Here is a 24,639-nt window from a genome sequence, read left to right as displayed (position 1 = left end):
CCTACTTTGCAAGACCCCGACGTAAATTATTTAGCCGTTTGTGGAAAAGCAAAATCAGGGGTGCGCTGCGCGCACCCTTTTGCTTTCTTACTATTTATGGATATGTCTGTGAATGGGCATCTGCGGAAGAGATGCATTTTTTAGATCTGTATGAATCTGATTTAATTTATAGAGGCGCGTCATATATGGAGCGCCTCTATATAGTCTCTATATAACTAAAGACAAATTACTTATTCTTGAATACCGCCGGACGCTTCTCCAGGAAGGCTTGCATGCCTTCTTTCTGGTCTTCCGTACCAAAACTCGCCTGGAATAAACGACGTTCATACTGTATGCCTTCTGACAGCGTAGTTTCATAAGCACGGTTGACGGATTCCTTGGCCATCATGATGATGGGCAGGGACATGGAAGCGATCACATTCGCTGCAGCGAAAGCTTCTTCCATCAGCTTGTCCAAAGGCACAACACGGGATACCAGGCCTGCGCGTTCTGCTTCAACCACATCCATCATGCGCGCGGTCAGGCACATGTCCATGGCTTTGGATTTGGAGATCGCGCGTGGCAGGCGCTGTGTGCCACCAGCACCAGGCAAAGTGCCCAGCTTGATTTCTGGCTGGCCAAATTTGGCATTTTCAGCAGCGATGATGAAGTCACACATCATGGCGACTTCGCAACCACCACCCAGGGCATAACCGGCAACAGCTGCGATGACTGGTTTGCGGATCTGACGCATGGTTTCCCAGTTGCGGGTGATGTAGTCGTCCTTATAGGCATCCATGAAGCTGTAACCGACCATGGCGGCGATGTCAGCACCAGCGGCAAAGGCTTTTTCGCTACCTGTCAGGATGATGCAGTGGATGTTTTCATCCTTGTCGAAAGCTTTGAGTGCCAGGCCCAGCTCATCCATGAGCTGGTCGTTCAGCGCATTCATGGCCTTGGGGCGGTTCAGGGTGATCAAGCCGACTTTGTCGCGGGTTTCAGTCAAAATACATTCGTATGTCATAGATGCTCCTGATTTTATTAAGAGGGGTATGCAGCATGAATGCCGGTCTATCTATTGTAATGCGCCGGACCAGCGCCTGTAATAAGGTGCGCAAATAAGCACACAAATTAGCAGGTACAATGCGCTTAGTTTATTAAGCGAGGTGGATGCAATGTGGTTATTAGCGCTGGAAGCAGGCGTAGCGATGTTCATGCTGATTTTTATCGTCTGGTGGACGATGTTTCATGGCCGTGCGCCAGAAACACCACCCAAAGAAGATAAAAAAACCATAGAACAAAGCAAGGATATTGAAAATCCGCAATAGGCCTGCTCCGTATCTGCATCAATGCAGGGTGCGCGGCAAAGACAAAACAAATTCGGGTATCTCTGCCTCAAAGCGATGAGCATCTTCTGCCACGCAGAAATAAGTGCCCTTCATGCTACCCTGGGGTGTTCTCAATGAACTGCCGCTGGTGTATTCAAAGCTTTGCCCTGGTGCGAGAAAGGGTTGATGGCCGACCACGCCCAGGCCCTTGACTTCTTCTACATGGTTGGTGCTATCGGTAATGATCCAGTGGCGTGAAATGACTTGCGCCGCCACGGTGCCGGTATTCTTGATGGTGATAGTGTAGGCAAAAACGAAATTGTTTTGCTCAGGATCGGACTGGTCTTTCAGGTATTGGGTCGCCACCGATACACTTATTTCATACGCTGCCATAATTTTCTTTCATGATGAACTATGTTCATTGTGCCAGACGAAGACAGCCGCCGCTTGCCCTCACAAGGTAAAATAGCATATCTTTTTCAAGCACGATTCCATCATGACTACTTTCCGCATTGCTCCCAGTATATTGTCTGCCGATTTCGCCCGTCTGGGAGAAGAAGTCCGCAATGTTGTCGCCGCTGGCGCTGACATGATCCATTTTGATGTGATGGACAATCATTATGTGCCCAACCTGACCATAGGCCCTATGGTGTGCGAAGCGATACGCCCGCATGTGCAAGTGCCTATCGACGTGCATCTGATGGTCAAGCCGGTAGACCGCATCATCCCTGACTTTGCCAAGGCGGGCGCAAATATCATCACCTTCCACCCGGAAGCGTCGGAACATATAGACCGCAGCCTGCAAACCATACGCGATCATGGCTGCAAGGCTGGCCTGGTATTCAACCCGGCGACACCGCTGCATGTACTGGAAAACGTCATCGATAAAGTTGATATCGTTTTGATCATGTCGATCAACCCCGGCTTTGGCGGCCAGACCTTTATCCCGCATACACTGAAGAAAATCGCACAAGCCCGCAAGATCATTGATGAATCTGGCCGCGACATCATGCTGGAAGTGGATGGCGGCGTCAAAATCGAGAACATCGCCGAGATAGCCCGCGCCGGCGCCGATACCTTTGTTGCCGGTTCTGCCATATTTGGCAAACCCGACTACAAGGCCATCATTGATGCCATGCGTGTTGAGTTGTCCAAGGTTTAATTCTCAAATTCATCCACAGGCTTTTCACCGCAAGAGGTGGAAAGCCTATATCTGATCGCCCCCTCCATGTTCAGCCACATCAAAGCCGCCATCATCGACCTCGATGGCACCATGATAGATACCGCACCAGACTTCCTGGTTGCCATCAACCGCATGCGCGAGGACTTTGCACTGGCACCGCTAACGCTGGATGTCATCAAGACCATGGTGGGCAAGGGTTCTGAAAATCTTATCCATAAAGTTTTATCCGTGGATTTTGATGCGGATGGCGCGACAGCACGTTTCAATGATGCACTGGCTGCTTACCAGCGTCATTATCTGAGTATCAATGGTGACCACAGTCAGCTTTACCCACAGGTGCACGAAGGCCTGCAAGCCATGCGCGATCTGGGTCTGCGTCTGGTCTGCGTTACCAATAAGCCACTGGCCTTTGCACTGCCCTTGATGCAAAAGAAGGAAATACTCCATTATTTTGAGCAAGTCTATGGTGGCGACAGCTTTACAAAAAAGAAACCTGATCCCCTGCCCATGCTGGAAGCCTGCAAGGCTATGGAATTGCCCCCGTCACAAGTGCTGGCCTTAGGTGATTCCAGCAATGATGCGATTGCCGCCCGCGCTGCCGGTTGCCCGGTCTTGACAGTGCCGTATGGATACAACCACGGTGAAGCTGTACAAAATATTCAAAGTGATGGTATAGTCGAAACCCTGTTGGTAGCAGCACAACTGCTGTCAGCAAAAAACTCTCATTGACTTTCAAACCATTCACATAACGAATGTTCATCGATAACAAACGTTCCATGATCACTCCAGGCACTTTTGAGGCCTGGCTATGGCGACGCTGGCAATTCTGTTAATACACGAATGCCGCGAGTGGCTGTGCACATCCCCAGCACATCTTCTTGCTTGTTATATCAATCTGTCTTACCCGTCCACACTCTCTTGAGCGAATTTGCGTGCGCTGCTGGCTGCTGTTGCAGACGCGTGCATAAGTTTCAGGAACAGGCAGGCGGTTGAAAGAAAACCATGACCGAACTCGAATTCAAATCGTTGGCCGCGCAAGGCTACAACCGTATCCCCATGATTGCGGAAGCCTTCGCCGATCTGGAAACCCCGCTCACCCTGTATCTGAAACTCGCGCAAACCCAGAATGCTGGCAAGAATACCTTCTTGCTTGAATCCGTCATGGGTGGCGAGCGTTTTGGCCGCTATTCCTTCATAGGCCTGCCTGCCAATACCCTGGTGCGCAGCTTTGGCGACAAAGTCGAAGTCCTGAAAAATGGCCAGATCATCGAAAGCCGCGACATGAACCCGCTGGATTTCATTGCTGAATTCCAGGCGCGTTTCAAGGTGGCATTGCGCCCTGGCCTGCCCCGTTTCTGTGGCGGTCTGGCTGGCTACTTTGGTTACGATGCCGTGCGCCATGTAGAAAAACGCCTGGCTGGCAAGGCGCCAAAAGATGATCTGGGCTTACCAGAAATCCAGTTATTGCTGACCGAAGAACTGGCCGTCATTGACAATGTATCTGGCAAACTCTACCTCATCGTGTATGCCGACCCTACCCAGCCAGAAGCCTGGTCCAAAGCCCGCCAACGCCTGAAAGACTTGCGCGCCATGCTGCGCCGTAGCGTTGATGCTCCGGTCACATCAGCGTCTGTCCGTACAGAGTCGATACGCGACTTTGCCAAGGATGATTACCTGAAGGCAGTAGAAAAAGCCAAGGAATACATCATGGCTGGTGACCTCATGCAGGTGCAGGTTGGCCAGCGCATCAAGAAACCCTATGTCGATTCACCGTTGTCACTGTATCGCGCACTGCGTTCACTGAACCCATCTCCTTATATGTATTTCTATAATTTTGGCGATATGCAAATCATCGGTGCATCGCCAGAAATTCTGGTGCGCAATGAAAGTCTGAATGATGGCAGCAAGAAGGTCACGATACGTCCACTGGCTGGTACCCGCCCACGCGGTGCGACACCAGAACGCGATGCAGAACTGGCAAAAGAGTTACTGGCCGACCCGAAAGAAATCGCCGAACACGTGATGCTGATAGACCTGGCCCGCAATGACATAGGCCGCATCGCCCAGACTGGCAGCGTCAAGGTCACTGACCAGATGGTCATAGAAAAATACTCGCATGTACAACACATAGTCTCGAATGTAGAGGGTGTCCTGCAAGCCAACCTGTCCAACCTTGATGTATTGAAAGCCACCTTCCCGGCTGGCACTTTGTCTGGCGCGCCGAAAGTCAGGGCCATGGAACTCATCGATGAACTGGAACCTGTAAAACGCGGCATTTATGGCGGTGCCTGCGGTTACCTGTCCTTTGGTGGCGAAATGGACCTGGCGATTGCGATACGCACCGGCGTATTGAAAGACGGCATGCTGTATGTGCAGGCAGCAGCTGGCGTAGTGGCAGATTCAGTACCAGAAATGGAATGGCAGGAAACTGAAAACAAGGCACGCGCAGTATTGCGTGCAGCAGAACAAGTGCAAGATGGCCTGGATGGAGAAATTTAAATGTTACTGATGATAGACAACTACGATTCCTTCACCTACAACCTGGTGCAGTATTTTGCCGAGCTGGGTGAAGATGTGCGTACCTACCGTAATGATGAAATTACGATAGAAGAGATTGAAGCCTTGAAGCCTGATCATATCTGCATTTCGCCCGGCCCCTGCACACCGGCTGAGGCTGGTGTTTCCATCGCCGTTATAGAACGCTTTGCCGGTAAGACACCTATTCTGGGTGTCTGCCTTGGTCACCAGGCCATAGGTGCAGCATTTGGCGGCAAGGTCATCCGTGCCAAGCAAGTCATGCATGGCAAGACTTCTGCCATTGCCCATACTGGTGTTGGCGTCTTCAGGAATTTGCCCAGCCCTTACACGATTACCCGTTACCACTCGCTGGCGATAGAACGCGCCAGCCTGCCGGATTGCCTGGAAGTGACCGCATGGACAGATGATGGCGAAATCATGGGTGTGCGCCATAAGGAATTCAATCTAGAGGGCGTCCAATTCCACCCCGAATCCATCTTGTCCGAGCATGGCCACGCCCTGCTGAAAAACTTTTTGACTGGAACCGCATCATGACCATCTCACAACAAGAAGCACTGACACGCCTGATCGAACACCGTGAAATTTTTCACGATGAAATGCTGTTCCTGTTCCGCAAACTGATGGGTGGCGAAATGTCGCCAGTCATGATCACCGCGCTGACCATGGGCTTGCGCGTCAAGAAAGAAAGCATAGGCGAGATCACCGCAGCAGCCCAGGTCATGCGCGAATTCTCAACCAAGGTACCATTGGCAAATACGGACAACATGATCGATATCGTTGGTACAGGTGGCGATGGTGCGCATACCTTCAATATTTCTACCGCATCCATGTTTGTCACGGCTGCTGCTGGCGCCCGTGTTGCCAAACATGGCGGACGTAGCGTCTCCTCTTCTTCCGGTAGTGCCGATGTGCTCGAATCATTGGGCGCGAATATCAATCTTAAACCTGAGCAGATTGCCCAGTCGATAGCACAAACCGGCATAGGCTTCATGTTTGCACCTAACCACCATGCTGCGATGAAACATGCGGCGCCAGTAAGACGTGAACTGGGCGTGCGCACCATCTTCAATATCCTGGGGCCATTAACGAATCCGGCAGGTGCGCCAAATATTTTGATGGGCGTATTCCACCCTGACCTGGTCGGCATACAGGTACGCGTCTTACAAAGACTTGGCGCACAACATGCGCTGGTAGTCTGGGGGCGTGACAATATGGATGAGGTCTCACTCGGTGCACCAACCATGGTGGGTGAACTGGTGAATGGCGAAATCCGCGAATATGATATCCACCCGGAAGACTTTGGTTTGCAGATGGTATCCAACCGCAATCTGCGTGTCTCTGGCGCAGACGAATCAAAAGCCAAGATACTTGAAGTGATGAACAATGTTGAAGGCGCAGCAACTGATATCGTCGCCCTCAATGCCGGTACTGCCTTGTATGGTGCGGGCATAGCCACGTCGATTGCAGATGGCGTCAAACTGGCACAAGCAGCGATCGCATCCGGTGCAGCCAAAGCCAAGCTGGAACAGTTTATTGAAGTCACCCAGCAATTAGGGAAGTAAGCGCATGTCTGACATTTTAAATAAAATCCTGACAGTCAAAGCCGATGAAGTGGCGGCGGCAAAGAAATATCAATCCTTTGCCAGCCTGCGTGCAGAAGTGGAGAGCAACAAGGAAGCGCAAGCAGATCTGCGCAGTTTTGAAGGCAGCTTGCGTAGCAAGATTGCGGCAGGCAAAGCAGCGGTCATTGCGGAGATTAAAAAAGCCTCGCCTTCCAAAGGTGTGCTGCGCCCAGATTTTCATCCGGCAGAGATTGCGCAAAGCTATGCTGAACATGGTGCGGCCTGTTTGTCGGTACTGACTGATATGCAGTTCTTCCAGGGTGCGCCCGAATACCTGCAACAGGCGCGCGCAGCTTGCACCCTGCCAGCATTGCGCAAAGACTTCATGATCGATCCTTACCAGATCTACCAGGCCAGACATTGGGGAGCGGACTGCATCCTGCTCATCGTCTCTGCGCTTGATCATGGCCTGATGGCCGACCTGGAAGCCTGCGCGCATGAACTGGGCATGGGCGTTCTGGTAGAAGTACATGATGCGCAAGAACTGGAAGCCGCGCTAAAACTCAAGACCGCCATGCTGGGCATCAACAACCGTAACCTGCGTACTTTTGAAGTGTCGCTGGATACGACAATAGGTTTGCTGCCAAGGATTACGCCAGACAAACTGGTGATTACCGAATCCGGCATCATGTCAGTTGCTGATGTCACCCGCATGCGGGAGGCTAATGTGCATGGATTTTTGGTGGGCGAGGCTTTTATGCGGGCGGAGAATCCAGGGGCAGAACTGGCGAAGGTGTTTGGCTGATTGCTGAATTCTATTTCCTTTCTTATCAAAGAATGATGTCAGGGATTCGCAAAGCATGGCTTTGCGAATTTCCAATCACCACTTACATCCCTTCCCACTTACCGTATCCGCCACGATCACTCCAGCGACAAGCAAACCAGATATAGCGACATTACCTATTCTCGCCCCTTGAGAATACGCATTCATGCAGTTTTTGCGTTTGGCATCCGCGACATCCCTGCCAAATTTTTCTTCCATTTTCAATTCAGTGACAGGCTGACTAAAAGCCAATGCGGGCTCTTTCAAACGCTGCTTCTTGTCATTCGCAACAGCACCGCGCCGCAAGGCTTCGAGATCCAGCGACGCTGATTTACTCTCTGTCGCAACTTGAGTAGCTGGCACATCAGTGACAGGAAAGCTCAGGGGTTCAGGCGATGCGTTCGCAGAAGTCGCTCTGTTCTTTTTACGGACAGAAGGCAATTCGGGCGTGACTATCCTGGGTACCCGGACAACTTCAGGCTGGGTTTCAGGCTTAGCTTGAAGAGGAGGTTTTGGCACAGGCTGCACCATACTGACATCCAGATACACCAACTCATCCTGCTTATTTACATACCGCCAGTGTATCTGCCGCAAACCCAACAACAAGATCAGGTGCAATAGAATTATCCCTGCCCAGTTAAGGGACTTTTGCCATAGCGCTTGCTGCGGGTAAGAAGGTGACACTGTCATGCAAGCCCAGACTGAGGTAGTAATTTGGTATGACACAATCATATAGCAGAAAGTTCAGCGCCTGCGCGGCAGAAATACCAGATAAAAAAACGCCGTACAGTAAGTCACTGTACGGCGCCTTATCAGATATCAGATGCAGTTTACAACTTACTTCTTGCCAGACTTCTGAAAGCTTGGTCTCACCAAACCAGCAGACTTGCCTGCTGCCAGTACAGTCAAAGTCACGGCTGGCACATCATCTGCCTGCAATTTAGCCTGCACAGTCAGCAATTCATCGCGGCGGAAAGCATGAATCTGCACCGTCTCGCCAACGCGATAGCGGCCCAGTGCCGTAGCCAAACTATCGGCTGCATCTGCCGCGCTTACACGCAGACCATTGATGGAGATGATGATATCGTTTGGCGACAAACCGGCGACATGTGCTGCACGGCCTTCATGTACATTGGCGATCTTACAGTCATTACCATCACGCACCACGCGCACACCGAGGCTGGCTTTTTTGCTTGCACTGCCATCGCTTACCTGCAAGGCGAAGTCTGCATACAGACTTGCCAGCGGCACGTCTTCAGTGCCACGCACATGCTTGTCGAGGAAGCGACGTACGTTTACGCCAGTGACTTGCTCAACCAGGCTTTCAAACTCAGTTTCACCCAGGCCTTGTTGCTTACCTGACAGGCTGCGCTCATAAAAGTCACGGCCAAATTTTTGCCACATGGCGCGCATGACGTCATCAAGGGATTTTTTACCCGCAGTTTCTGCGCGTATCATCAAATCCAGGCCCAATGCCACCAAAGAACCCTTGGTGTAATAGCTGACTATCGCATTCGGTGAATTTTCGTCCTGGCGATAATACTTGGTCCAGGCATCGAAGCTGGATTCGGCCACGCTTTGCTTTGTACGACCGCTACCACGTGTCACCATATTGATGGTCTTGGCCAGCAACTTGAAGTAAGCAGCTTCATCAATCACGCCTGCGCGTACCAGCATCAGGTCATCATAGTAGCTGGTGAAACCTTCAAATACCCACAGCAGGCTGGTGTAGTTTTCGTGACGCAAATCATAGCTGGCAAAGGCCGCAGGCTTGATGCGCTTGACGTTCCAGGTGTGGAAATATTCATGGCTGCACAGGCCCAAAAAGCCACGATAGCCATCGCTCATTTCTGCATGGTGTTTGACTGGCAAATCAGTGCGGTTGCAAATCAGCGCGGTAGAAGCACGATGCTCCAGACCGCCATAACCTTCGCCGACCACCATGGTCATGAAGACATAGCGGTCCATCGGTGCTTTCTTGGTACGCGGCTCAAAGAAGGCGATCTGGCTTTCGCAGATTTTTTGTACATCAGCGACCATGCGCTCCATGTCCATATTTGGTACTTTGCCAGTGACCACAAAATCATGCGAGATGCCGTACGCATCAAATGTCGCCAAGGCAAAATCACCCATTTCAACCGGGTGATCGATCAGCTCATCATAATTGGCGGCCACATAAGTGCCAAAGCCATAGCGTTTGGCTTTCAGCTCAGGCAAGGACGTGGCAACGCGCCATGTTTTGCATGCGATATCTTCAGAGCGCTGGATATCGACTACATGCGGGCTCATCTCCTGGCCATGCACACTCAAAAATACGCTGGTGCCATTGAAGAAGCCGTGGCTTTGATCAAGGTGCGCTGCACGTACTGACAAATCCCAGGCATAGACTTCATAAGTGATACGCAAAGTGCCTTTGCAAGGCGCAGCCTGCCAGGTATGTTTGTCGAGCTTTTTCAGTGTGACTTTTTTGCCTTCACAGCTAGCCTTGATCTGCACGATATTGCGGGCAAATTCACGCACCATATAGCTGCCGGGTATCCATGCAGGCAAGCTGACGATCTGGCCATCGGCATCAGGTGCTGCGATATCCAGCGTGACCTGGTACATATGTCCGGCCAGGTCCTTTGGGACGATGGTATATGCCAGTGCATGTGCTGATACAGACACGTTCGTCACTTGTCTCTTTGTTGTTATCGTTTTTTTCATTCTGAACGATCTTTCTGTTTCTTAAATAATGAGTGCTGAAGTGAGAGCAGTATTTTATGACGCGGTGTAATTACGCACATTGGCCGCAATAAAAGTAAAGAGCTGCGCCCCTACGACTGCACGTGTCAGTTGTAAACGCAAACTGATAAACCATGCTGGCACGCCATAAGATTGATAGAGACGCTTGTCTATCTTGTAGGTCGCGATAAAACCGGCAACCTGCACGATAAAACCGATGAGCATATGGTTCAAAAACAGCCAGGCAATAATAATGGGAACCACGCCCCAGATCAGTACTTTTTTGTTTTCATTCTCATGTCCGCCACCTGCCATGAGAGCTACGCCCCAATGCAGGCCACCAAGAAAAGACAAAATCACAATGCCATAATGCAGTTGTGCCTTGATCAGAGCCCCCAACCAGTCTGGATGCACGATCCAGCAAGCCAGCGTCAAAAAGATAAATGGTGCAAGCCCGGCAAAACCTATCCGTATTGCCAGTTTTTGATTAAGATTATCCATACATTTTGGCAGCACCAATACCGCCACTTCTAAATCAGGTGGAAGAAAACCGCTATTCTATGGTTATTTTAGTTGTATAGATATATCCACAAGCTATTTAGAAGTAACAAAACAGCAGGGAAAGTGAAAAATTGTGGGAAATCCATGGGCATTTTTACCATCATCTGTGAAAACATGTTTTATTTGCAGGATTTTCATCACAAAAACATCGATTACAGCAGACTAAGTCCCCGGCTTATCCACCATGCCCAGATGGCTGATCAAGGCATCCGGGGTATCAATATCCTGATGAATACCAGGGTCATCTACCATTATTTGCGTCACCAAATCACTCTGCAAGAGATTGCGGGCACCGACATCGCCCTGCAAATCCATTAATTGCGGCAGGTATTTATGCGCAAACCCAACCGGATTACCCCGCCGCCCCTGATAGACAGGTACAACGATCTCTGCCCCAGCCTGCAGCGCATCAAAGAGCAATGTCATGGTAGAAGGTTTTACTGCAGGCATGTCTGCCAGCGCGATCAGCCAGCCAGCACTGTCTGCGGTGGCGCGCAGCGCATGCTTAAGTGAATTGGCCATACCGGCATCAGCATCAAGACAGACCAGGCACACAATACCCATTGCCTGCAATTGATCTGATAACACAGCATTATCTGGCCTCGACACCGCAACAACTTGCGGCATGGCATTCAACAGATTCTGCGCACTATGCTGCGCCACGGATCTACCATCAGCCAGCTTTTGCAAGAGCTTGTCTTGCTGGCCACTGGTATCGAAACGGCGACCGCGCCCCGCTGCCAGCAAAATACCTGTCCAGCGTGGCGAAGACGTCATAGCAAAAGTTTTAGTTGGCTTTATTGCCGCTGGCAGCCGCAGCAATCCTGCTCTCCAGCATTTTCACATCTACCATGCCTGGTGCACGGCTACCATCAGTGAAGATGACTGACGGTGTACCGGTGACCCGCATCTTTTGACCAAGGGCAAAAATTTTGTCATTCGGTGTATTGCAATTAGCTGGCGCTTCTGGCGCTGCCTTGCCATGCAACATCCAGTCATCCCAGGCCTTGTTGCGATCGGCAGAACACCAGATGTTTTTGGATTTGACCTTGGAATCATCGGCGAGGATGTTATACATGAAGGTATACACCGTGATGTTATCCAGAGTATTGAGCGTCTTGCGGAACTGTTTGCAGTAACCACAGTTCGGGTCTTCAAATACGGCGATGACGCGCTTGCCATCACCCTTGACCATCTTCAAGGCGGATTCCAGCGGCAAATCAGAAAATTTTACCTTGCTCAAATCATCTATCCTGGCCTTGGTGTAATTCGTACCGTTTTTTGCATCGATGACTTCGCCGGTGAACAGGAATTGCGCCTTTTCATCGGTATACAAAATGTCTGAGCCTATGCGTACTTCAAACAAACCCGAGTAGGGCGTCTTGCTCACGGAATCAATTTTTACGCCTTCACGAAAGGTAGGCTGTATCAGCTTGCGCACACTGGCTTCTTGCGCTGTCTCAGCCGCAAACACACTGCTGGTCAAAGCCAGTGCCATGATCATCAAGCCTTGTATCGTTTTTTTCATTTTCAATCTTCTTTCATTTTCGTCAGACTTGTGCGAAACCATCAAGCCTGATCATGTCATTTGGTCGCACTCATTGCCACAAACTTACATGCACACTTACTTACACACTTACTTACACACTTTCATGCACACCGTAAGGCAGGTTTATTTCCCCATGGCGTGGGCGATCAATTTGTTCTTTATGACTGGCAACCGGTCCAGCAAGTTCAATCCCAGATCACGTATTGTACGCAAAGGCGTCAAATCAGATGCAAACAGGCGCGCCAGACCGTCTGTAGTCGCCAGCATCAGCATCACTTCTTCCTTGCGTGCACGCTGGTAACGGCCCAGCAAACGGGCATCACCGCAATCGCGATGCGCTTCTTTTTCTTTAATCACTTTCAGCAAATCAACGACATCAGCAAAACCCAGGTTCATACCATGCCCCGCCAGTGGATGCACAGCATGCGCGGCATCTCCCACCAGCGCAACGCGTGGCGCGATCATACTGTGCGGTCGCATCAGGCGCAGCGGGAAAGCCTTGATCGCTTCTGGCAACAACGGCTGCAAAGCGCCCAACACCTCGCCACAATATGGCATCAAGCGCTCAACCAATGCCGACAAGGGTTCACGCAATAAAGTCTGCGCCAGCGCATCCGGTGCCGACCATACCAGTGATACACGATTACCCGGCAAAGGCAGCAAGGCAATAATCCCCTGTTCTTGCACAAACCATTGGTGGGCAACACCATGATGCGGTTTGGCACATTCAAAATTGGTAACCACGCCCTGCTGATCATAAGAGCGGTAATCCAGACCGATATCGCAAGCACCACGTACCCAGGACTGTGCACCATCAGCACCGACAAGCAAAGACGCACGTATGATGCTGCCATCATCCAACGTCACCTGAGCCGCATCTGCATCAACTACTAGTTGTTGCGCTCGTCCCTGCACCAACGCCAGGTTTTGCGCGAACCGCAAGGCAGTATCCAGCGCCCGGTTCAGATTCTTGTCTTCGATAATCCAGGCCAGTTCATTCACATGCGCGCCATAAGCATCAAAGCCCAGCTTACCCGCATCCACACCACCACCCTGCACCTGCATGGCCGATACTGGTGCCACCCGCGCCTGATCCAGCGCATCCCAAACTTTCAGCGAAGTCAGCAAATCATGCGCCACATGGTTCAGTGCATACACTCGCACATCCCAGTCAGCAGAGGCAGGCACTGAACCAGGAGCCGAACCAGGAATAACAGCAGGCGCACCAGAACCCGGCGCGCACAACAAATTCACACGCAAACCCGCCTGGGCAAAGCCTAAAGCAGCCGCCTTGCCCACTGCCCCATTACCAACAATACAAATATCGCAATCCCGCACCTGAGCAGACATTCGTCCCCCATTAAAAACCAGATAATGCCCCATTATACGGGAAGCCCACCCACCTGCCCGATGCGCCAGATCAAAGCCCCATCATAGAGAGAAGCACAGGTTTTTTCAGAAAAAGCTTGCAAACCATGCCCAACATGTCTATAATTCTTGGTCTTGGCCTGGTAGCTCAGTCGGTAGAGCAGAGGATTGAAAATCCTTGTGTCGGTGGTTCGATTCCGCCCCGGGCCACCAAGGAATATTTAGTAAAAAGAAGGGCTTACAGCGATGTAAGCCCTTTTTTTATTCGTGGCTCGCTCTACAATTCTCATTGTTGTTCTACAATTCCTCTGAACAATTACCTATTAAAGAACCAGATTCTCCAACAAAATTTAGTTCTTCTAGTTATACGAATATACATTAACATAGTTTCCTTATTGGCATTTTTAAGTTGCTACGCTTAATCTACATTTTAGTTTGTGATCCAAAACTCACAAAAACTCTAACTTAACTTTATTTGGGCAGTATGGATCTAATTAGACCTAGGGTAACCGATCACCATGGAATCTATAAGAGTCAGTCCGAATTGGATTTTGCAATTCAATTTTTGGATGAAGACATCCCTCTTTACGTCGACCCATTCTTGTTATGGAAGTCGCCCTCATTACAAGATCAAGCGCTACATACTGCTATTACCAATTCTTTTAACCATCTGAATTTTCTCGTAAAAAAAAGACGCGAACCAGAGGCGATGGAAATTTTAACGACAATTTCCGAATGCAAAGAAGTGGGTTTGGGCACATCGAAAACGCGCAGAGGCGTCCGCATTGGTAAGGATCAAGCCCATAGCATTCTGGAGCTCTTTAATAAAATTCCAGAGTATAGCCAGTTTGGTTTTACGCATTTTGAAATCATTCAACTTTATGTATCTGGAATATCTAAAGATCGAGTGAGCGATATCGCATGCAACTATATTAAATCCTTCCTAATAGATTTCACAATTGAGCAATGTGAAACACATAAAATTCCAATGGAGGGAGTAATTGTTGACTCAATTTACAATTACAAAACTAACTCTTTAGATACTAACCAAAAACTATATTTGCCAGTCAATCCCGTAACCAAAGATCCGATCATCTTCACTCCAAAAAGGTGGTTACGTTTTACGCCATGGTTAAATTATGAAGACTATTTCAAAAATCATTGCCCAAGAGATGAAATATTCAATCCGAACGAGCCCGAGGATAGGGTAAAGGTACTGACGTTCAACCGCGATAACTATGGGACGGTTGAAGAATATATTAAAACTAAAAGTAAAACGTCAGACGACTGTAAGAATGATCCACTTTTCACGCAAATTCCTGTCCTATCCGCGAAACGAAAATTAAATGAAATTTTAAAATTACCGTCAGGCAAGGACGATGGTGCGGACAAGTTGTACGAAGACCTTGCCACAGAATTATTGGCCTCATTGTTTTATCCGCATCTTGATTTTGCGCAGACGCAAAGCAGGACAGATTCTGGCAGGCATATCAGAGATCTGATTTTCTATAACAATAGAGATGTCGATTTTTTAGATGAAATATTTACTGAATATGACAATCGACAACTCGTTATCGAAATGAAAAATGTCAGGAAAATCGAACGAGACCATATAAATCAATTGAACCGATACTTACAAAGTGGCATTGGACGATTTGGGGTCTTTTTAACTCGAAATCCGCTAGATAAAGCGATGTTCTCAAATACAATTGATCTTTGGTCATCTCAAAGAAAGTGCATAATCTCAATAACAGATGAAGATCTAAAGTTAATGGTTGAAGTCTTTGAAAGCAAACAACGCGCCCCGATTGAAGTACTGAAGAAAAAATATATTGAATTTCGACGAAGCTGTCCATCTTAGGGGAAAAACCATGAATAGAGATAGTGCTGATAAGTTTGAAAAATTATCAGGTCAACTTATAAGTGTTTATGAGGAAATCTCAATGCTTTCAAAAAAAAACTCCTGGAGACGCAGTCAATAAATTTAAGCTCAAATTTATTAATTCATTAGTCAATGACAGCAACGATTTTCTGTCAAAGAAATATAAACCCTTTGACGACTTCGAACTATTTAACGAGGATGACGTGCCTCAAAATAGCGATGTCGTATTTATACTCGCTCAATATATAGAGTGTTTTGAAAAACTTCGCTCTGACAATGTCATTTCAAAAAATGGGGTTTGGCATTGGAAAGTCCGTGGAGAAAAACCAGAAATCACAGACCCGGATGGAATGATATTTATTCGAACAGTAAAGCCGAAAAAATTATTGGAACACAAATGAAAATACAAAAAGATCGGACGTCAAAAGAGAAAGTGGAAACATATGAAACCACTATCGCTCTAATGAGCGCAATGTATATTGAATTTCAGGATTTATCGAAAAAGAAACCCGATGCTGCTGTAAGTAAAAGCAAAATAAAAATTGCAAACCGCCTGCTATCGGAAGTAAGAAAAACGCTTAAAGATGAAAAAACTATTTCGTTCTTGGATCTACTGGATGAAGACGACGTACCACAAGCAAGCGACGTGACGTTAATCATGTCTCAATATGTTGCGGCCATGAGCGCTTTTCGCGCTAAGTATTGGGGATATAACGGTACAGAAAATACGTGGTTCATTGAATAAGACCTTTTATGGGATGATCAACCCTCAACACGATATCTTTATATAAAGTTATTCTATCCAACGACTTAAACCTTAAAACATTAAATCTATTCTACAAATCGAAATAGCGCTTCACGTGCAAAGGCTTTCACGGCATCATCCACGCAGCTTTTGTAAAACAAATTTCTTGTAAGCCTTTGATTTTTCTTAAAAATGACAAAGCTTGAAAATCCTTGTGTCGGTGGTTCGATTCCGCCCGGGCCACCAAGAATCTTTTTCATCATCAGCGCCAACCCTTCAGAATAGCGTTTTCCCCCGCAAGGATAAGATGCCTCAGAGTCCCCAATTATTGCGACGCTTGCTGCGAGCGAAAGACCGGATGGATGGGGCCGCCCATGAGGAATGGCCTGTCCACAAGCTGGCTGAAGTGAGCGCAGTATCGGCGGCACACTTCGCGCGCGAATTCAAGAAGGCTTTCGGCCTGCCTCCCCATCGTTACCTGCTTACGCGCCGCATCGAACGGGCCAAAACCCTATTGCGCGATACAGATCTGCCGGTTACCGAGATCGCACTTCAAACTGGCTGGACCAGTCTTGGCACCTTTGGCCGCATCTTCCGTGATATCACTGGTGAAAGCCCGGGAGAACTACGGGAGCGCGAACGCTCGCTTCCGCATGCAGGCGTGCATATCCCTGAGTGCGTCATGCGCAATGCAGCACGTCCCGACCTCAATACAGCAGTTTTGGAGAAGCGGCGAATAGAAGCCGCTGGCAAACTGGAGCCTCAATCAAATCAGGAGGATATATGACTCAAGGTGTTAATGTGGCAGGTCTATATGTGCATGATCAGGACGAAGCGCTGGCATTCTACGTCGGCAAGTTGGGATTCATCGTCCACACCGATGTTCGTAACGGCAATTATCGCTGGCTGACAGTTCAGCATCCAGACCAGCCCTCTTTCCAGCTCGGTTTGTCTGTGCCTGGCCCGCCTCTGCATGACGCGGCAACGGCACGTACTTTGCAAGAGATAGTAGCGAAAGGGGCCATGCCACCAAACGTGCTACTGGTAGATAACTGCCGTGCTGCCTATGAGCGTTTGAGCAAGTGCGGTGTTGAATTCACGCAGGAGCCCGTGGATCGTTACGGCACCGTGGATGCAGGTTTTCGCGACCCGTCTGGCAATGGCTGGAAAATGATAGAGGCCGCGTCCAAACCACAACCGGGGAAATCATCATGAACTTGAGCGAATGGATACGACAAAGTCACCGCTGGCTGTCCATCGTTTTCACGCTGACGGTATTAGCCAACTTCGTGGCAAGGGCAATCAGCCCGGCTGAACCACCGCCGTGGATAACATACGCGCCACTGCCTCCGCTGTTTCTGCAGTTGTTTTCCGGTCTGTACATGTTTGTGCTGCCTTATACATCCAAAGGGCGCACCAGGCAGCGTACATAAGAAGTGCCGCTTGAGCCAAAAGCAAACGCGTTAATTTCGAACAATGCCATCACTGAAAGCGTAACTCGTATAAAACGCTTGTTGCGCTACAACGCGACTATTGAAAATCCTTGTGGTGGCGGCTCAAGCTTGGGGAGACTCACGGCATGACCGTAGGAATCCCTTATTTACCTAAGCACCTATTATCTTTTTCATTGATGCCCCGATCTTGCCGCCGCAATAGGCATCACCGTAATCTTCGCTTGCTTTGACTGCCAGCTTGACCAGGGGAGGTAGTGAACTGACGCGTAGTGACAGGTTGGCCGTCATGGGCGCAGTCTTCTCAAGTAGCTTTTTGATTTTGGGAAAGTGCCCGGCTAAAGTCGACCACAAAGTGGCTGTTACGATGTCAGCAATGCCAGGTGCCTCGCCGCCTAATACAAATCCACTGTTTGCCTGCAAGCCGTGGCGCTTACCAGTCTCTTCCCATAGCAACATCCACTTTTGCAATCTTGGAATGAATTCCTTCCAGCGTTTTTCGGTCCACATCTGACGCCCACCATCCAGGGTGATCTCGTCGATAACGTCATTAGCATCGTTGACTATTTTCATGGTCATGGCGCGGAGTTCCGGCGTTGCTGGCATGAGGTCCAGTGTTTCGCCAAGATACAGCACGATGGCTGGCATTTCGGCGATGGCGAACCTGGTTTTTTTGTCGACGAGTACAGGCGGCCCCATGAATGGCACCGGCATATCCTTTATCGGTCCGTTCATGAGCTTCAAGATAGACGCATCGTCGGCCTCCACCCAGGTTTTCCCGGCACATGCCAGAATCGCCCGTACAAATTGACCACGAAACGGTACTGACCAATAGTACAACTCATAATCAGGGACAATTGAGATACTCATGGCCCTATCCCTCTCTCAATAATTTGCAATTCATATTCAATGCACTCATCTGGGCAACAAGAAAAATCTTGTCACTGTATACCGCCTTCAATCATAGTCTCTTTCTAGCTATATTTCTTCTGACACTTCTCACAATAAAAAGCCCGTCGCTTTTTATGTCCGAGGTGACCTTTCAGAAACGGAATATGGCAACGCGGACAAATCTTCCTGGTATGCGCAAGCCAGTGCTGTTTCAGGACGAAAGCTTTTTTCCATTCGAGAAATTCAAAACTGTATTGCCTTGCCTGTGTGACCAGTTCCGACAATTTTGCACTTGATAAACAGCCGACAAGCGAAAGAGGATGCAGGCGGATTCTGAACAGAACTTCATTCTTGATGATATTGCCGACACCAGAAAAGATGTCCTGCTCCAGCATGGCGTCGCAGACGAACATGAAAGCATTAGCTCGTAATTTCTCGCGTGCGGCTGCGGCATCCCAGTTGTCTGACATGACATCGGCGGTCCAGTCATAATGGGTATTGATATCACCTTCGAGATATTTGATTGAGCATGTATAAAAATTGAGTTCTTCACCGTCCTGAAATGACAGAGAGAGGCGCGGCACTGCGTCTTTTTGCTCAGTGATACGATAACTGCCAAACATCAGAAGATGTATGCGTACCGTAAAATCCTCAAAGACAATCAGGAAGTGCTTGCCCCAGGTGCACAGGGCCTTGATCTTTTGATTTGCCATGCGCGACATATCTATCTTCGCATTGGCATGTGCTTTCTTCACGGTCTTGCCTGAAAAGCCGCTGGCGGCTTCCTGCAAAATGCGTATGGATGGACCTTCAGGCATGGCTGCCCCTTAGCAAGGTTTTGTTTGTGAGCAAGGAGTTTGCTGTAGATAAGGGAGATGAGCTATAGGAAAACTCTGAGAAAGATGTAGGACATCTATTGGATGTGGAATGCTATCCCTAGGTTTGATACAAGCACTGTTCAGAAATGTCAAAAAAAGTAATTGCTGTGAATGACGGTGCAGCAAGAATTTGCTGCACCGGCCAATAATCGGATCGCAACTACATCGCCGTCACATCATTTCCAAAAAATATAATCAGCCTGGTAATTCACCATTTGTTTGCTGCCCACGCTACCGGCATCGCAAATGCTTGATGGTGCCACACCTCCCTTGGTCGCCACGCGCTGGATGTAAGTGACACCTGTCATTGCGCCGCTACCAGTCGCTGGATTGGCTTTGACCAGTTGATACGGGATATTACCCGCGCCTGCCGGTGCGACAGCGACCTGGGTGGCAGTGACTTTGGAGCCATCCAGGTTTTCCCATGTCGCCGGTGGGCCATAGTATTTGCCGACCTTGGTGCCGCTGCGCTCGCTCAGTGTTGCATCAGGGCCGACGAAGGCCCATTCAAACTGGCCAGCCATGTCTTTTTTGGCGCGGCATTCATAGGTGATCAGCCCTGCGCCTACGGTCTGCATGGCGACCTTATTTCCTGCGGGCACCTTGACTGCATCTGGCAAGCTGTCTTGCGAGTAGGTGGCTGCCATGGGGCTCATGGAAGTACAGCCTGCCAATAATGCACTGGCCAGTACGGTGGAAATGCCAGCAACGCGGGACGCGGTAATCAGAGTGAAGGCTTTCATTTAAGGCTCCTGAATAGTGGTTGAGGTATCAGTCTTTGAGACCAATATGTCAGATACGTATCAGATGCACGATCAGATTCAAGATTTTTACATTAAATCGACTATTGGCTCACATTGTCTCATCAAGCCAGTTTTCCTCAGCCTGAATTTATTTAGCTGTAAAATTGTCCAGAATATACCGCCACTTGCAAAATGAGTGCGGTACCTGTAATCCAAACAGAAAAGCATCGTATGAACAGAAATCCGGCACAGGCCGAAAAAGATTTGCGCGCCCTGATCAGGGCGAATAAACAAACACTCAAGGGCATGATGTTGCCGCAGGCTTTTAGCCTGATGAGTACTTATTACCGGGATGTGAACGACTACGGTGTTATTCCTGTTGATGGAGATGGCCTGGTGGTGTATGACGACATTACCAATCGCGGGCGCGGAACACGTTTTGAAATAGGGATAGTTCGTCTGTTTTGCTTGCCCTCAGACAAGACTCGCTCAGAGCCGCAACCTGCCCTGCGTTTGCGGCTGCGCCTGTGCTACAAGTTTGACATGGACGTTGCTACAGGTATTTTGCCGGAAGATACCTGGTCACATTATTGCTGGTCACCAGCGGGCATCGCGACTGTGCTTGAGAAACTGGGTAACGAAACTGCATATCAGGTTCTGCAAGGTAAAGTGCCAGCCGAAGTCAATATCAGCCTGGAAGAAACGACTTACCTGCTCACAAACAAACACCCCGCACCAGATGTGCAGCAAAACTGGTGGGGAGTCTGGGATGTGAACTGATGTATTTTGTTTATGCTGGCTATTTTGATTTTGCCTGAATAATTTGATTCAGACGAAAACCTTCGATGTCGGTTTTGACTTGTATCCAGACAGGAAAATGGTCTGACATCTGGTAGCTGAATTGTTGCACCGTGTAGTTCTTGCCCGGATAGAGTTTGGCTATATTGGCTTCATCTACAAAGAAATCGACAGCACCACCTGCATTGGTGAAATTCTCTGGCACAGTCGGCAAATGCAGTATCTGGTCATAGCGCGCATTGCGTCCCAGATTGGAGCCGCCGATAGTGCGCTTGCCTGCTTTTAATTGCACCAGCGGTTTGGGTATCTGCAAACCGCAATCAACCAGAGCTGCGAAAATCTCGTCCTTGATGGTGGGGGTATTGAAGTCGCCAAAAACAATCAGGTCATTGTCTTCGACATATTTACTTTCAAAGCGGCGCTTGATCCAGTTGCTGAAGCGCTGCAATTCATCGCGGCGCGCATCTTCGCTGTCACCCCACCTGGCATGCAGTGCCAGTGCCAGAAAATCAAAGTTGCCAGCCCTGAATGAACACAGGTAAGGGGCACGCCAGTAAGATTCTTTGGTGACCCATTCAGTTCCTTCCTTGACGCGCTGTGCGTCAACTTCGGCAGCCAGGCCTGTATGCGTCACAGCCCTCCTGTCATATAGAAAAGCAGTGCGTTCATCATTGCCGCCACGGTCATCAGACCAGTCAGAATAGACCACACGCCACGAGTCACCCAGGTAGGTCATGACCTTGCCAAGGTCTTCAAGGTTATTGCGCAGCTCAACAATGGCAATCAGGTCAAATTGGCCCAAAATTTCTGCGATGTAATGTATCGACGCTTCATTGCGTGATTTCTTGCCGAATTCGCGAATATTCCAGGTGGCGATATTGATCGTTTCATCGAGCTTGGATGAGGGTATTCCAGCCTCCTTGATACTCTGTTTTAAGACCAACAAACCTGCTGCAATTTCTGGGGATACCTTGCCGTGATGCATGATTACTCCTTTGAAAGCGTGAGTATTTTCAACTGGAATCGACAACAAAAATAGTCGTATTGGCGCTTATCATAGCATCGCAAAATCACGCAATAATATTTTTTACGTGCGGATAAAAATAGTTATCCTGTCATCACATCGTCACACTCAGCTTATATCGTCGCTCTTTTTATCGAGAGACGTTCATGCTACCTACACGCACCCCTGAATATTTATTGGCATCCTCCCTGCTGGTCTTGCTCAGCGCCTGCGGCGGCAATAGCCTGCAGCCTCTACCTACCTTGAATGGGGAGAAACCTTTGGTCGTTGCCCATCGTGGCGCATCTGGTTATCTGCCTGAAGAAACCAATGAAGCCTACGTGAAAGCAATTGATCTGGGTGCAGACGCGATAGAACCAGATCTGATTTCCACCAAGGATGGTGTGCTGATTGCGCGTCATGATCCTAACCTGGCATACAGCACGGATGTCGACAAGCATCCTGAATTTGCATCCAGGAAGAAAACCATAGCCGTCGATGGTGAAACGCAAACTGGTTGGTTTGCCAGCGATTTTACGTTCGCAGAGATCAAGACCCTGGGAGGCATATCCACGGATGCTGAGCGTCCACAACAATACAATGGCTTGTACAAAATCGTCAGCTTCCAGGAGATTATTGACCTGGTCAAAGCCAAGAGCAAAGAAACTGGCCGCACGATTGCGGTTTACCCAGAGACAAAAAACCCCAGCTACCACCGTGCACTTGGCTTGCCGCTGGAAGACAAGCTCATCGACATCATCACCAAGGCGGGCTGGAATGATAAGACTGCACCTATCTTCGTGCAGTCATTTGAACCAGGCAGCCTGAAAGAATTGCGCAAGAAGGGTTTGAACGTCAGACTGGTGCAATTGATAGATGCGGATGACGTTGATCTGAAAACCGGTGCGCTGACTTTTGCAGCCCCTTACGACAGACCTTATGACTGGGCACTGGTTGGTGACAAACGCCTGTTCAGCGACATGGTGACGCCTGCCGGCCTGGCTGAGATCAAGACTTATGCCGATGGCATAGGCCCGTGGAAGCGGTATATCGTCAGCGTCAAGGGTACGGTTGGTGCCGATGGCAAAGTGGTGGATGTGAATGGTGATGGCAAGGTCAATGAAACTGATACAACAACTTTACCAGCGACCAGCCTGATCAGCGATGCCCACAAGGCTGGCTTGCTGGTCCACCCTTATACTTTCCGTAATGAGAAACGTCGTCTGGCAGCCAACTACAATGGCGACCCCAAGGCAGAATATCTGCAATTCTTCCGTCTCGGCATTGACGGCATGTTCTCTGACTTTGCCGATACGGCACTGGCTGCACGCGCAGATTATTTGAAAGAAACTGGTCGCTGATTTATCTCATCAGCATCTTGCCTATTCATGCGTGAAGTGCCTTCACTTCACGCATGATATCCAGATCAAAGCCCTTTGGCCAAGGCGCCCAGACGGGTAATATCATTGATCAGGAAAGCCGGTACACAGGGGATGTGCTCTGCCGGTTTGACGGGGCAATCCATACGGTCTATCAACGTCCCGGCACCGCGCCTGCTCATGGCCTGGAAGGCTGAATCAGTATTCCCATATGGCACGGTAGTATCATCACGACCATGGAAGAATGAGATAGGTGATTGCGGCGTCCAGTCATTGACATTGCTTTGAGCTGTGATGGCAGCATCATCATCGTTGAGGAAGTTGTCGAGGAAGGTGGAGTCAAAGCTGATATCGCTATTGTTGCCCAGTGCAGACGACAATAAAAGATTACGTACATTGGCCCTGTCATTCGCACCCAGTTTTTTCAAGAAGCCGGGACTGATGAGTGCACCGACAATGGGGTTCTCTTTACGCACTGCATCCAGCATGGCATTCAGCGTCAACACCACATCGTAGGGACCGGCACCAATGAAGGTACTGACGGGCAAAGCGCCAGTCCGGTTTTGCGTCAGATAGCGCAAGGTTGCCATGGTCGCATACGCACCTTCAGAATAGCCGGTCAAAAACACCTGACCATTCTCGGCAATCGATTTCATTTGCCGCCAGCGTGAATTGGCCGTCATAAAGTCTGCAACCGAAAGTGCAGTCGGCGTCGCCAGCAAATAGGGATGTGGCAGCCCCTTGGTAGTGCCATACCCTACATAATCAGTGGCACTGACCAGATAACCCATGGAGGCAAACAAGACAGCTGGTTCATCTGCAGTGGCATGGTTGCTTGGTGCCTCGGCATTGGTTTTGATGGTTGCGTGCTGGTAACTGAGTACCGGGCTGGCAAGACTGCCTGTCTTGCGCGGGATGGCCGCAAGACCAGACGCAGTCACGCTGCGCCCGCTGGCATCAGTCGTGGTGTAGGTGATCTTATAAGTGTCAACTGCGTACAGGGGTTTGACGACAGCCGTTACTTCTTTGGGCAAGGCTGCAGTCACTTCAGCGGCGCTGATGGTTTTGATGAAGGTGGCCGCCTCGAAATGACCAGGGCCAGGGGGATTGGCGACATCCGGGGTAGTGACAACGGGTGTAGTCACCGGGCTGGACGAAGAGCCACCGCCGCATGCAGCTACACTCAAGCAGGCGACCAGACTGGCTGCCTTACATGCGGTAACAAAACTTAGAAAATTGTGTTTCATACTTATT

The 24,639-nt window shown here is 49.4% G+C and carries 30 protein-coding genes and 1 tRNA gene; 17 read left to right on the top strand and 14 right to left on the bottom strand.

From position 1 onward, the window contains the following. Nucleotides 1-215, top strand: a 215-nt coding sequence (locus tag AC3WQT_RS27935; protein WP_492709138.1) for a hypothetical protein, incomplete at its 5' end; no start/stop codon positions are given. A gap of 11 nt (nucleotides 216-226) precedes the next feature. Here the strand turns inward: AC3WQT_RS27935 and AC3WQT_RS27930 are convergent. After that, entirely contained in the window at nucleotides 227-1,003 is a 777-nt protein-coding gene (locus AC3WQT_RS27930; protein ID WP_110258199.1) for an enoyl-CoA hydratase, read from the bottom strand. A gap of 151 nt (nucleotides 1,004-1,154) precedes the next feature. Between AC3WQT_RS27930 and AC3WQT_RS27925 the strand changes: the two genes are divergently transcribed. Continuing rightward, on the top strand, nucleotides 1,155-1,307 hold the full coding sequence (locus AC3WQT_RS27925) for a hypothetical protein (protein WP_492709136.1): 153 nt from the start codon (nucleotides 1,155-1,157) through the stop codon (nucleotides 1,305-1,307). Between the two features lie 18 nt (nucleotides 1,308-1,325). Here AC3WQT_RS27925 and apaG read toward each other — a convergent pair whose 3' ends face one another. Beyond that, nucleotides 1,326-1,700 (bottom strand): Co2+/Mg2+ efflux protein ApaG, encoded by a 375-nt coding sequence (apaG, locus tag AC3WQT_RS27920; RefSeq protein WP_110258198.1) that lies wholly within the window; start codon nucleotides 1,698-1,700, stop codon nucleotides 1,326-1,328. 103 nt (nucleotides 1,701-1,803) lie between these two features. Here apaG and rpe point away from each other — a divergent pair, with 103 nt between their 5' ends. From rpe to trpC, 6 genes are all read left to right on the top strand, one after another. Next, nucleotides 1,804-2,469: a ribulose-phosphate 3-epimerase gene (gene rpe, locus AC3WQT_RS27915; protein ID WP_110258197.1), complete on the top strand. Its 666-nt coding sequence runs from the start codon at nucleotides 1,804-1,806 to the stop codon at nucleotides 2,467-2,469. Between the two features lie 66 nt (nucleotides 2,470-2,535). Then, nucleotides 2,536-3,219 (top strand): phosphoglycolate phosphatase, encoded by a 684-nt coding sequence (locus AC3WQT_RS27910; protein ID WP_492709142.1) that lies wholly within the window; start codon nucleotides 2,536-2,538, stop codon nucleotides 3,217-3,219. 273 nt (nucleotides 3,220-3,492) lie between these two features. Further along, nucleotides 3,493-4,989: an anthranilate synthase component I gene (gene trpE / locus AC3WQT_RS27905; RefSeq protein WP_492709134.1), complete on the top strand. Its 1,497-nt coding sequence runs from the start codon at nucleotides 3,493-3,495 to the stop codon at nucleotides 4,987-4,989. Beyond that, complete coding sequence (locus tag AC3WQT_RS27900; RefSeq protein WP_110258194.1) at nucleotides 4,990-5,562, top strand: anthranilate synthase component II; 573 nt, start codon at nucleotides 4,990-4,992, stop codon at nucleotides 5,560-5,562. After that, nucleotides 5,559-6,590 (top strand): anthranilate phosphoribosyltransferase, encoded by a 1,032-nt coding sequence (gene trpD / locus AC3WQT_RS27895; protein ID WP_492709132.1) that lies wholly within the window; start codon nucleotides 5,559-5,561, stop codon nucleotides 6,588-6,590. Before AC3WQT_RS27900 ends, trpD begins: the two co-directional genes overlap by 4 nt. A gap of 4 nt (nucleotides 6,591-6,594) precedes the next feature. Next, on the top strand, nucleotides 6,595-7,395 hold the full coding sequence (gene trpC, locus AC3WQT_RS27890) for an indole-3-glycerol phosphate synthase TrpC (RefSeq protein WP_492709130.1): 801 nt from the start codon (nucleotides 6,595-6,597) through the stop codon (nucleotides 7,393-7,395). 75 nt (nucleotides 7,396-7,470) lie between these two features. Here trpC and AC3WQT_RS27885 read toward each other — a convergent pair whose 3' ends face one another. The 6 genes from AC3WQT_RS27885 to AC3WQT_RS27860 all read right to left on the bottom strand — a co-directional run bounded on the left by AC3WQT_RS27885 (nucleotide 7,471) and on the right by AC3WQT_RS27860 (nucleotide 13,597). Then, the gene (locus tag AC3WQT_RS27885; RefSeq protein ID WP_492709129.1) at nucleotides 7,471-8,103 is read right to left on the bottom strand and encodes a hypothetical protein; all 633 of its coding nucleotides are present in this window, start codon (nucleotides 8,101-8,103) and stop codon (nucleotides 7,471-7,473) included. A 147-nt stretch (nucleotides 8,104-8,250) separates the two neighbouring features. Beyond that, nucleotides 8,251-10,119: a M61 family metallopeptidase gene (locus AC3WQT_RS27880; protein WP_492709127.1), complete on the bottom strand. Its 1,869-nt coding sequence runs from the start codon at nucleotides 10,117-10,119 to the stop codon at nucleotides 8,251-8,253. 54 nt (nucleotides 10,120-10,173) lie between these two features. Next, nucleotides 10,174-10,638 (bottom strand): DUF3429 domain-containing protein, encoded by a 465-nt coding sequence (locus AC3WQT_RS27875; RefSeq protein WP_492709125.1) that lies wholly within the window; start codon nucleotides 10,636-10,638, stop codon nucleotides 10,174-10,176. 222 nt (nucleotides 10,639-10,860) lie between these two features. Then, nucleotides 10,861-11,475, bottom strand: coding sequence for a nucleotidyltransferase family protein (locus tag AC3WQT_RS27870; RefSeq protein WP_492709123.1), 615 nt, complete (start codon nucleotides 11,473-11,475; stop codon nucleotides 10,861-10,863). Between the two features lie 10 nt (nucleotides 11,476-11,485). Beyond that, the gene (locus AC3WQT_RS27865) at nucleotides 11,486-12,226 is read right to left on the bottom strand and encodes a DsbC family protein (RefSeq protein ID WP_492709121.1); all 741 of its coding nucleotides are present in this window, start codon (nucleotides 12,224-12,226) and stop codon (nucleotides 11,486-11,488) included. Nucleotides 12,227-12,370: 144 nt separating this feature from the next. Beyond that, nucleotides 12,371-13,597 (bottom strand): UbiH/UbiF family hydroxylase, encoded by a 1,227-nt coding sequence (locus AC3WQT_RS27860; RefSeq protein ID WP_492709120.1) that lies wholly within the window; start codon nucleotides 13,595-13,597, stop codon nucleotides 12,371-12,373. A gap of 155 nt (nucleotides 13,598-13,752) precedes the next feature. On the opposite strand from AC3WQT_RS27860, the gene AC3WQT_RS27855 reads away from it, so the two are divergent. From AC3WQT_RS27855 to AC3WQT_RS27840, 4 genes are all read left to right on the top strand, one after another. Beyond that, nucleotides 13,753-13,828: transfer RNA gene (locus tag AC3WQT_RS27855), tRNA-Phe, on the top strand. 271 nt (nucleotides 13,829-14,099) lie between these two features. After that, nucleotides 14,100-15,476 carry a DUF8370 family protein gene (locus tag AC3WQT_RS27850; protein WP_492709118.1) on the top strand — a complete coding sequence of 459 codons (1,377 nt, stop codon included), beginning with the start codon at nucleotides 14,100-14,102 and terminating at the stop codon, nucleotides 15,474-15,476. Between the two features lie 68 nt (nucleotides 15,477-15,544). Continuing rightward, complete coding sequence (locus AC3WQT_RS27845) at nucleotides 15,545-15,898, top strand: hypothetical protein (protein ID WP_492709116.1); 354 nt, start codon at nucleotides 15,545-15,547, stop codon at nucleotides 15,896-15,898. Further along, nucleotides 15,895-16,242: a hypothetical protein gene (locus AC3WQT_RS27840; RefSeq protein ID WP_492709114.1), complete on the top strand. Its 348-nt coding sequence runs from the start codon at nucleotides 15,895-15,897 to the stop codon at nucleotides 16,240-16,242. The genes AC3WQT_RS27845 and AC3WQT_RS27840 overlap by 4 nt, the downstream gene beginning before the upstream one ends. Before the next feature lie 86 nt (nucleotides 16,243-16,328). On the opposite strand, the gene AC3WQT_RS27835 is transcribed toward AC3WQT_RS27840, so the two are convergent. Further along, nucleotides 16,329-16,505 (bottom strand): hypothetical protein, encoded by a 177-nt coding sequence (locus AC3WQT_RS27835; RefSeq protein WP_492709113.1) that lies wholly within the window; start codon nucleotides 16,503-16,505, stop codon nucleotides 16,329-16,331. Between the two features lie 44 nt (nucleotides 16,506-16,549). Here AC3WQT_RS27835 and AC3WQT_RS27830 point away from each other — a divergent pair, with 44 nt between their 5' ends. From AC3WQT_RS27830 to AC3WQT_RS27820, 3 genes are read left to right on the top strand one after another with little or no spacing between them, the layout of a single operon-like run. Then, nucleotides 16,550-17,029, top strand: a complete 480-nt coding sequence (locus AC3WQT_RS27830; RefSeq protein WP_492709111.1) for a helix-turn-helix transcriptional regulator — start codon at nucleotides 16,550-16,552, stop codon at nucleotides 17,027-17,029. Further along, complete coding sequence (locus AC3WQT_RS27825; protein ID WP_492709109.1) at nucleotides 17,026-17,457, top strand: VOC family protein; 432 nt, start codon at nucleotides 17,026-17,028, stop codon at nucleotides 17,455-17,457. The genes AC3WQT_RS27830 and AC3WQT_RS27825 overlap by 4 nt, the downstream gene beginning before the upstream one ends. Then, nucleotides 17,454-17,675 (top strand): hypothetical protein, encoded by a 222-nt coding sequence (locus AC3WQT_RS27820; RefSeq protein WP_492709107.1) that lies wholly within the window; start codon nucleotides 17,454-17,456, stop codon nucleotides 17,673-17,675. The genes AC3WQT_RS27825 and AC3WQT_RS27820 overlap by 4 nt, the downstream gene beginning before the upstream one ends. A gap of 171 nt (nucleotides 17,676-17,846) precedes the next feature. Here AC3WQT_RS27820 and gst read toward each other — a convergent pair whose 3' ends face one another. The 3 genes from gst to AC3WQT_RS27805 all read right to left on the bottom strand — a co-directional run bounded on the left by gst (nucleotide 17,847) and on the right by AC3WQT_RS27805 (nucleotide 20,118). After that, the gene (gene gst, locus AC3WQT_RS27815) at nucleotides 17,847-18,563 is read right to left on the bottom strand and encodes a glutathione transferase, Atu5508 family (protein ID WP_492709105.1); all 717 of its coding nucleotides are present in this window, start codon (nucleotides 18,561-18,563) and stop codon (nucleotides 17,847-17,849) included. A 104-nt stretch (nucleotides 18,564-18,667) separates the two neighbouring features. After that, the gene (locus AC3WQT_RS27810; protein WP_492709104.1) at nucleotides 18,668-19,402 is read right to left on the bottom strand and encodes a DNA-formamidopyrimidine glycosylase family protein; all 735 of its coding nucleotides are present in this window, start codon (nucleotides 19,400-19,402) and stop codon (nucleotides 18,668-18,670) included. A gap of 236 nt (nucleotides 19,403-19,638) precedes the next feature. Then, the gene (locus tag AC3WQT_RS27805) at nucleotides 19,639-20,118 is read right to left on the bottom strand and encodes a DUF3455 domain-containing protein (RefSeq protein WP_492709141.1); all 480 of its coding nucleotides are present in this window, start codon (nucleotides 20,116-20,118) and stop codon (nucleotides 19,639-19,641) included. Between the two features lie 318 nt (nucleotides 20,119-20,436). On the opposite strand from AC3WQT_RS27805, the gene AC3WQT_RS27800 reads away from it, so the two are divergent. Further along, nucleotides 20,437-20,985 carry a hypothetical protein gene (locus AC3WQT_RS27800; RefSeq protein ID WP_492709102.1) on the top strand — a complete coding sequence of 183 codons (549 nt, stop codon included), beginning with the start codon at nucleotides 20,437-20,439 and terminating at the stop codon, nucleotides 20,983-20,985. Between the two features lie 19 nt (nucleotides 20,986-21,004). Here the strand turns inward: AC3WQT_RS27800 and AC3WQT_RS27795 are convergent, their stop codons facing one another. Then, nucleotides 21,005-21,988 carry an endonuclease/exonuclease/phosphatase family protein gene (locus tag AC3WQT_RS27795; protein WP_492709100.1) on the bottom strand — a complete coding sequence of 328 codons (984 nt, stop codon included), beginning with the start codon at nucleotides 21,986-21,988 and terminating at the stop codon, nucleotides 21,005-21,007. Nucleotides 21,989-22,173: 185 nt separating this feature from the next. Between AC3WQT_RS27795 and AC3WQT_RS27790 the strand changes: the two genes are divergently transcribed. Beyond that, complete coding sequence (locus AC3WQT_RS27790; RefSeq protein ID WP_492709098.1) at nucleotides 22,174-23,367, top strand: glycerophosphodiester phosphodiesterase; 1,194 nt, start codon at nucleotides 22,174-22,176, stop codon at nucleotides 23,365-23,367. A 65-nt stretch (nucleotides 23,368-23,432) separates the two neighbouring features. Here AC3WQT_RS27790 and AC3WQT_RS27785 read toward each other — a convergent pair whose 3' ends face one another. After that, the gene (locus tag AC3WQT_RS27785) at nucleotides 23,433-24,632 is read right to left on the bottom strand and encodes a serine aminopeptidase domain-containing protein (protein ID WP_492709097.1); all 1,200 of its coding nucleotides are present in this window, start codon (nucleotides 24,630-24,632) and stop codon (nucleotides 23,433-23,435) included. Nucleotides 24,633-24,639: the final 7 nt, after the last annotated feature.

Source organism: Undibacterium sp. FW305-107, assembly GCF_058788535.1.
This window is presented reverse-complemented; position numbering and strand designations above follow the sequence as displayed.

Excerpts from the sequence above, each read along its gene's own strand:
- AC3WQT_RS27930 (WP_110258199.1), bottom strand. The coding sequence starts at position 1,003 with ATGACATACGAATGTATTTTGACTGAAACCCGCGACAAAGTCGGCTTG.
- AC3WQT_RS27925 (WP_492709136.1), top strand. The coding sequence starts at position 1,155 with ATGTGGTTATTAGCGCTGGAAGCAGGCGTAGCGATGTTCATGCTGATT.
- apaG (WP_110258198.1), bottom strand. The coding sequence starts at position 1,700 with ATGGCAGCGTATGAAATAAGTGTATCGGTGGCGACCCAATACCTGAAA.
- rpe (WP_110258197.1), top strand. The coding sequence starts at position 1,804 with ATGACTACTTTCCGCATTGCTCCCAGTATATTGTCTGCCGATTTCGCC.
- AC3WQT_RS27910 (WP_492709142.1), top strand. The coding sequence starts at position 2,536 with ATGTTCAGCCACATCAAAGCCGCCATCATCGACCTCGATGGCACCATG.
- trpE (WP_492709134.1), top strand. The coding sequence starts at position 3,493 with ATGACCGAACTCGAATTCAAATCGTTGGCCGCGCAAGGCTACAACCGT.
- AC3WQT_RS27900 (WP_110258194.1), top strand. The coding sequence starts at position 4,990 with ATGTTACTGATGATAGACAACTACGATTCCTTCACCTACAACCTGGTG.
- trpD (WP_492709132.1), top strand. The coding sequence starts at position 5,559 with ATGACCATCTCACAACAAGAAGCACTGACACGCCTGATCGAACACCGT.
- trpC (WP_492709130.1), top strand. The coding sequence starts at position 6,595 with ATGTCTGACATTTTAAATAAAATCCTGACAGTCAAAGCCGATGAAGTG.
- AC3WQT_RS27885 (WP_492709129.1), bottom strand. The coding sequence starts at position 8,103 with ATGACAGTGTCACCTTCTTACCCGCAGCAAGCGCTATGGCAAAAGTCC.
- AC3WQT_RS27880 (WP_492709127.1), bottom strand. The coding sequence starts at position 10,119 with ATGAAAAAAACGATAACAACAAAGAGACAAGTGACGAACGTGTCTGTA.
- AC3WQT_RS27875 (WP_492709125.1), bottom strand. The coding sequence starts at position 10,638 with ATGGATAATCTTAATCAAAAACTGGCAATACGGATAGGTTTTGCCGGG.
- AC3WQT_RS27870 (WP_492709123.1), bottom strand. The coding sequence starts at position 11,475 with ATGACGTCTTCGCCACGCTGGACAGGTATTTTGCTGGCAGCGGGGCGC.
- AC3WQT_RS27865 (WP_492709121.1), bottom strand. The coding sequence starts at position 12,226 with ATGAAAAAAACGATACAAGGCTTGATGATCATGGCACTGGCTTTGACC.
- AC3WQT_RS27860 (WP_492709120.1), bottom strand. The coding sequence starts at position 13,597 with ATGTCTGCTCAGGTGCGGGATTGCGATATTTGTATTGTTGGTAATGGG.
- AC3WQT_RS27850 (WP_492709118.1), top strand. The coding sequence starts at position 14,100 with ATGGATCTAATTAGACCTAGGGTAACCGATCACCATGGAATCTATAAG.
- AC3WQT_RS27845 (WP_492709116.1), top strand. The coding sequence starts at position 15,545 with ATGAGGAAATCTCAATGCTTTCAAAAAAAAACTCCTGGAGACGCAGTC.
- AC3WQT_RS27840 (WP_492709114.1), top strand. The coding sequence starts at position 15,895 with ATGAAAATACAAAAAGATCGGACGTCAAAAGAGAAAGTGGAAACATAT.
- AC3WQT_RS27835 (WP_492709113.1), bottom strand. The coding sequence starts at position 16,505 with ATGATGAAAAAGATTCTTGGTGGCCCGGGCGGAATCGAACCACCGACA.
- AC3WQT_RS27830 (WP_492709111.1), top strand. The coding sequence starts at position 16,550 with ATGCCTCAGAGTCCCCAATTATTGCGACGCTTGCTGCGAGCGAAAGAC.
- AC3WQT_RS27825 (WP_492709109.1), top strand. The coding sequence starts at position 17,026 with ATGACTCAAGGTGTTAATGTGGCAGGTCTATATGTGCATGATCAGGAC.
- AC3WQT_RS27820 (WP_492709107.1), top strand. The coding sequence starts at position 17,454 with ATGAACTTGAGCGAATGGATACGACAAAGTCACCGCTGGCTGTCCATC.
- gst (WP_492709105.1), bottom strand. The coding sequence starts at position 18,563 with ATGAGTATCTCAATTGTCCCTGATTATGAGTTGTACTATTGGTCAGTA.
- AC3WQT_RS27810 (WP_492709104.1), bottom strand. The coding sequence starts at position 19,402 with ATGCCTGAAGGTCCATCCATACGCATTTTGCAGGAAGCCGCCAGCGGC.
- AC3WQT_RS27805 (WP_492709141.1), bottom strand. The coding sequence starts at position 20,118 with ATGAGCCCCATGGCAGCCACCTACTCGCAAGACAGCTTGCCAGATGCA.
- AC3WQT_RS27800 (WP_492709102.1), top strand. The coding sequence starts at position 20,437 with ATGAACAGAAATCCGGCACAGGCCGAAAAAGATTTGCGCGCCCTGATC.
- AC3WQT_RS27795 (WP_492709100.1), bottom strand. The coding sequence starts at position 21,988 with ATGCATCACGGCAAGGTATCCCCAGAAATTGCAGCAGGTTTGTTGGTC.
- AC3WQT_RS27790 (WP_492709098.1), top strand. The coding sequence starts at position 22,174 with ATGCTACCTACACGCACCCCTGAATATTTATTGGCATCCTCCCTGCTG.
- AC3WQT_RS27785 (WP_492709097.1), bottom strand. The coding sequence starts at position 24,632 with ATGAAACACAATTTTCTAAGTTTTGTTACCGCATGTAAGGCAGCCAGT.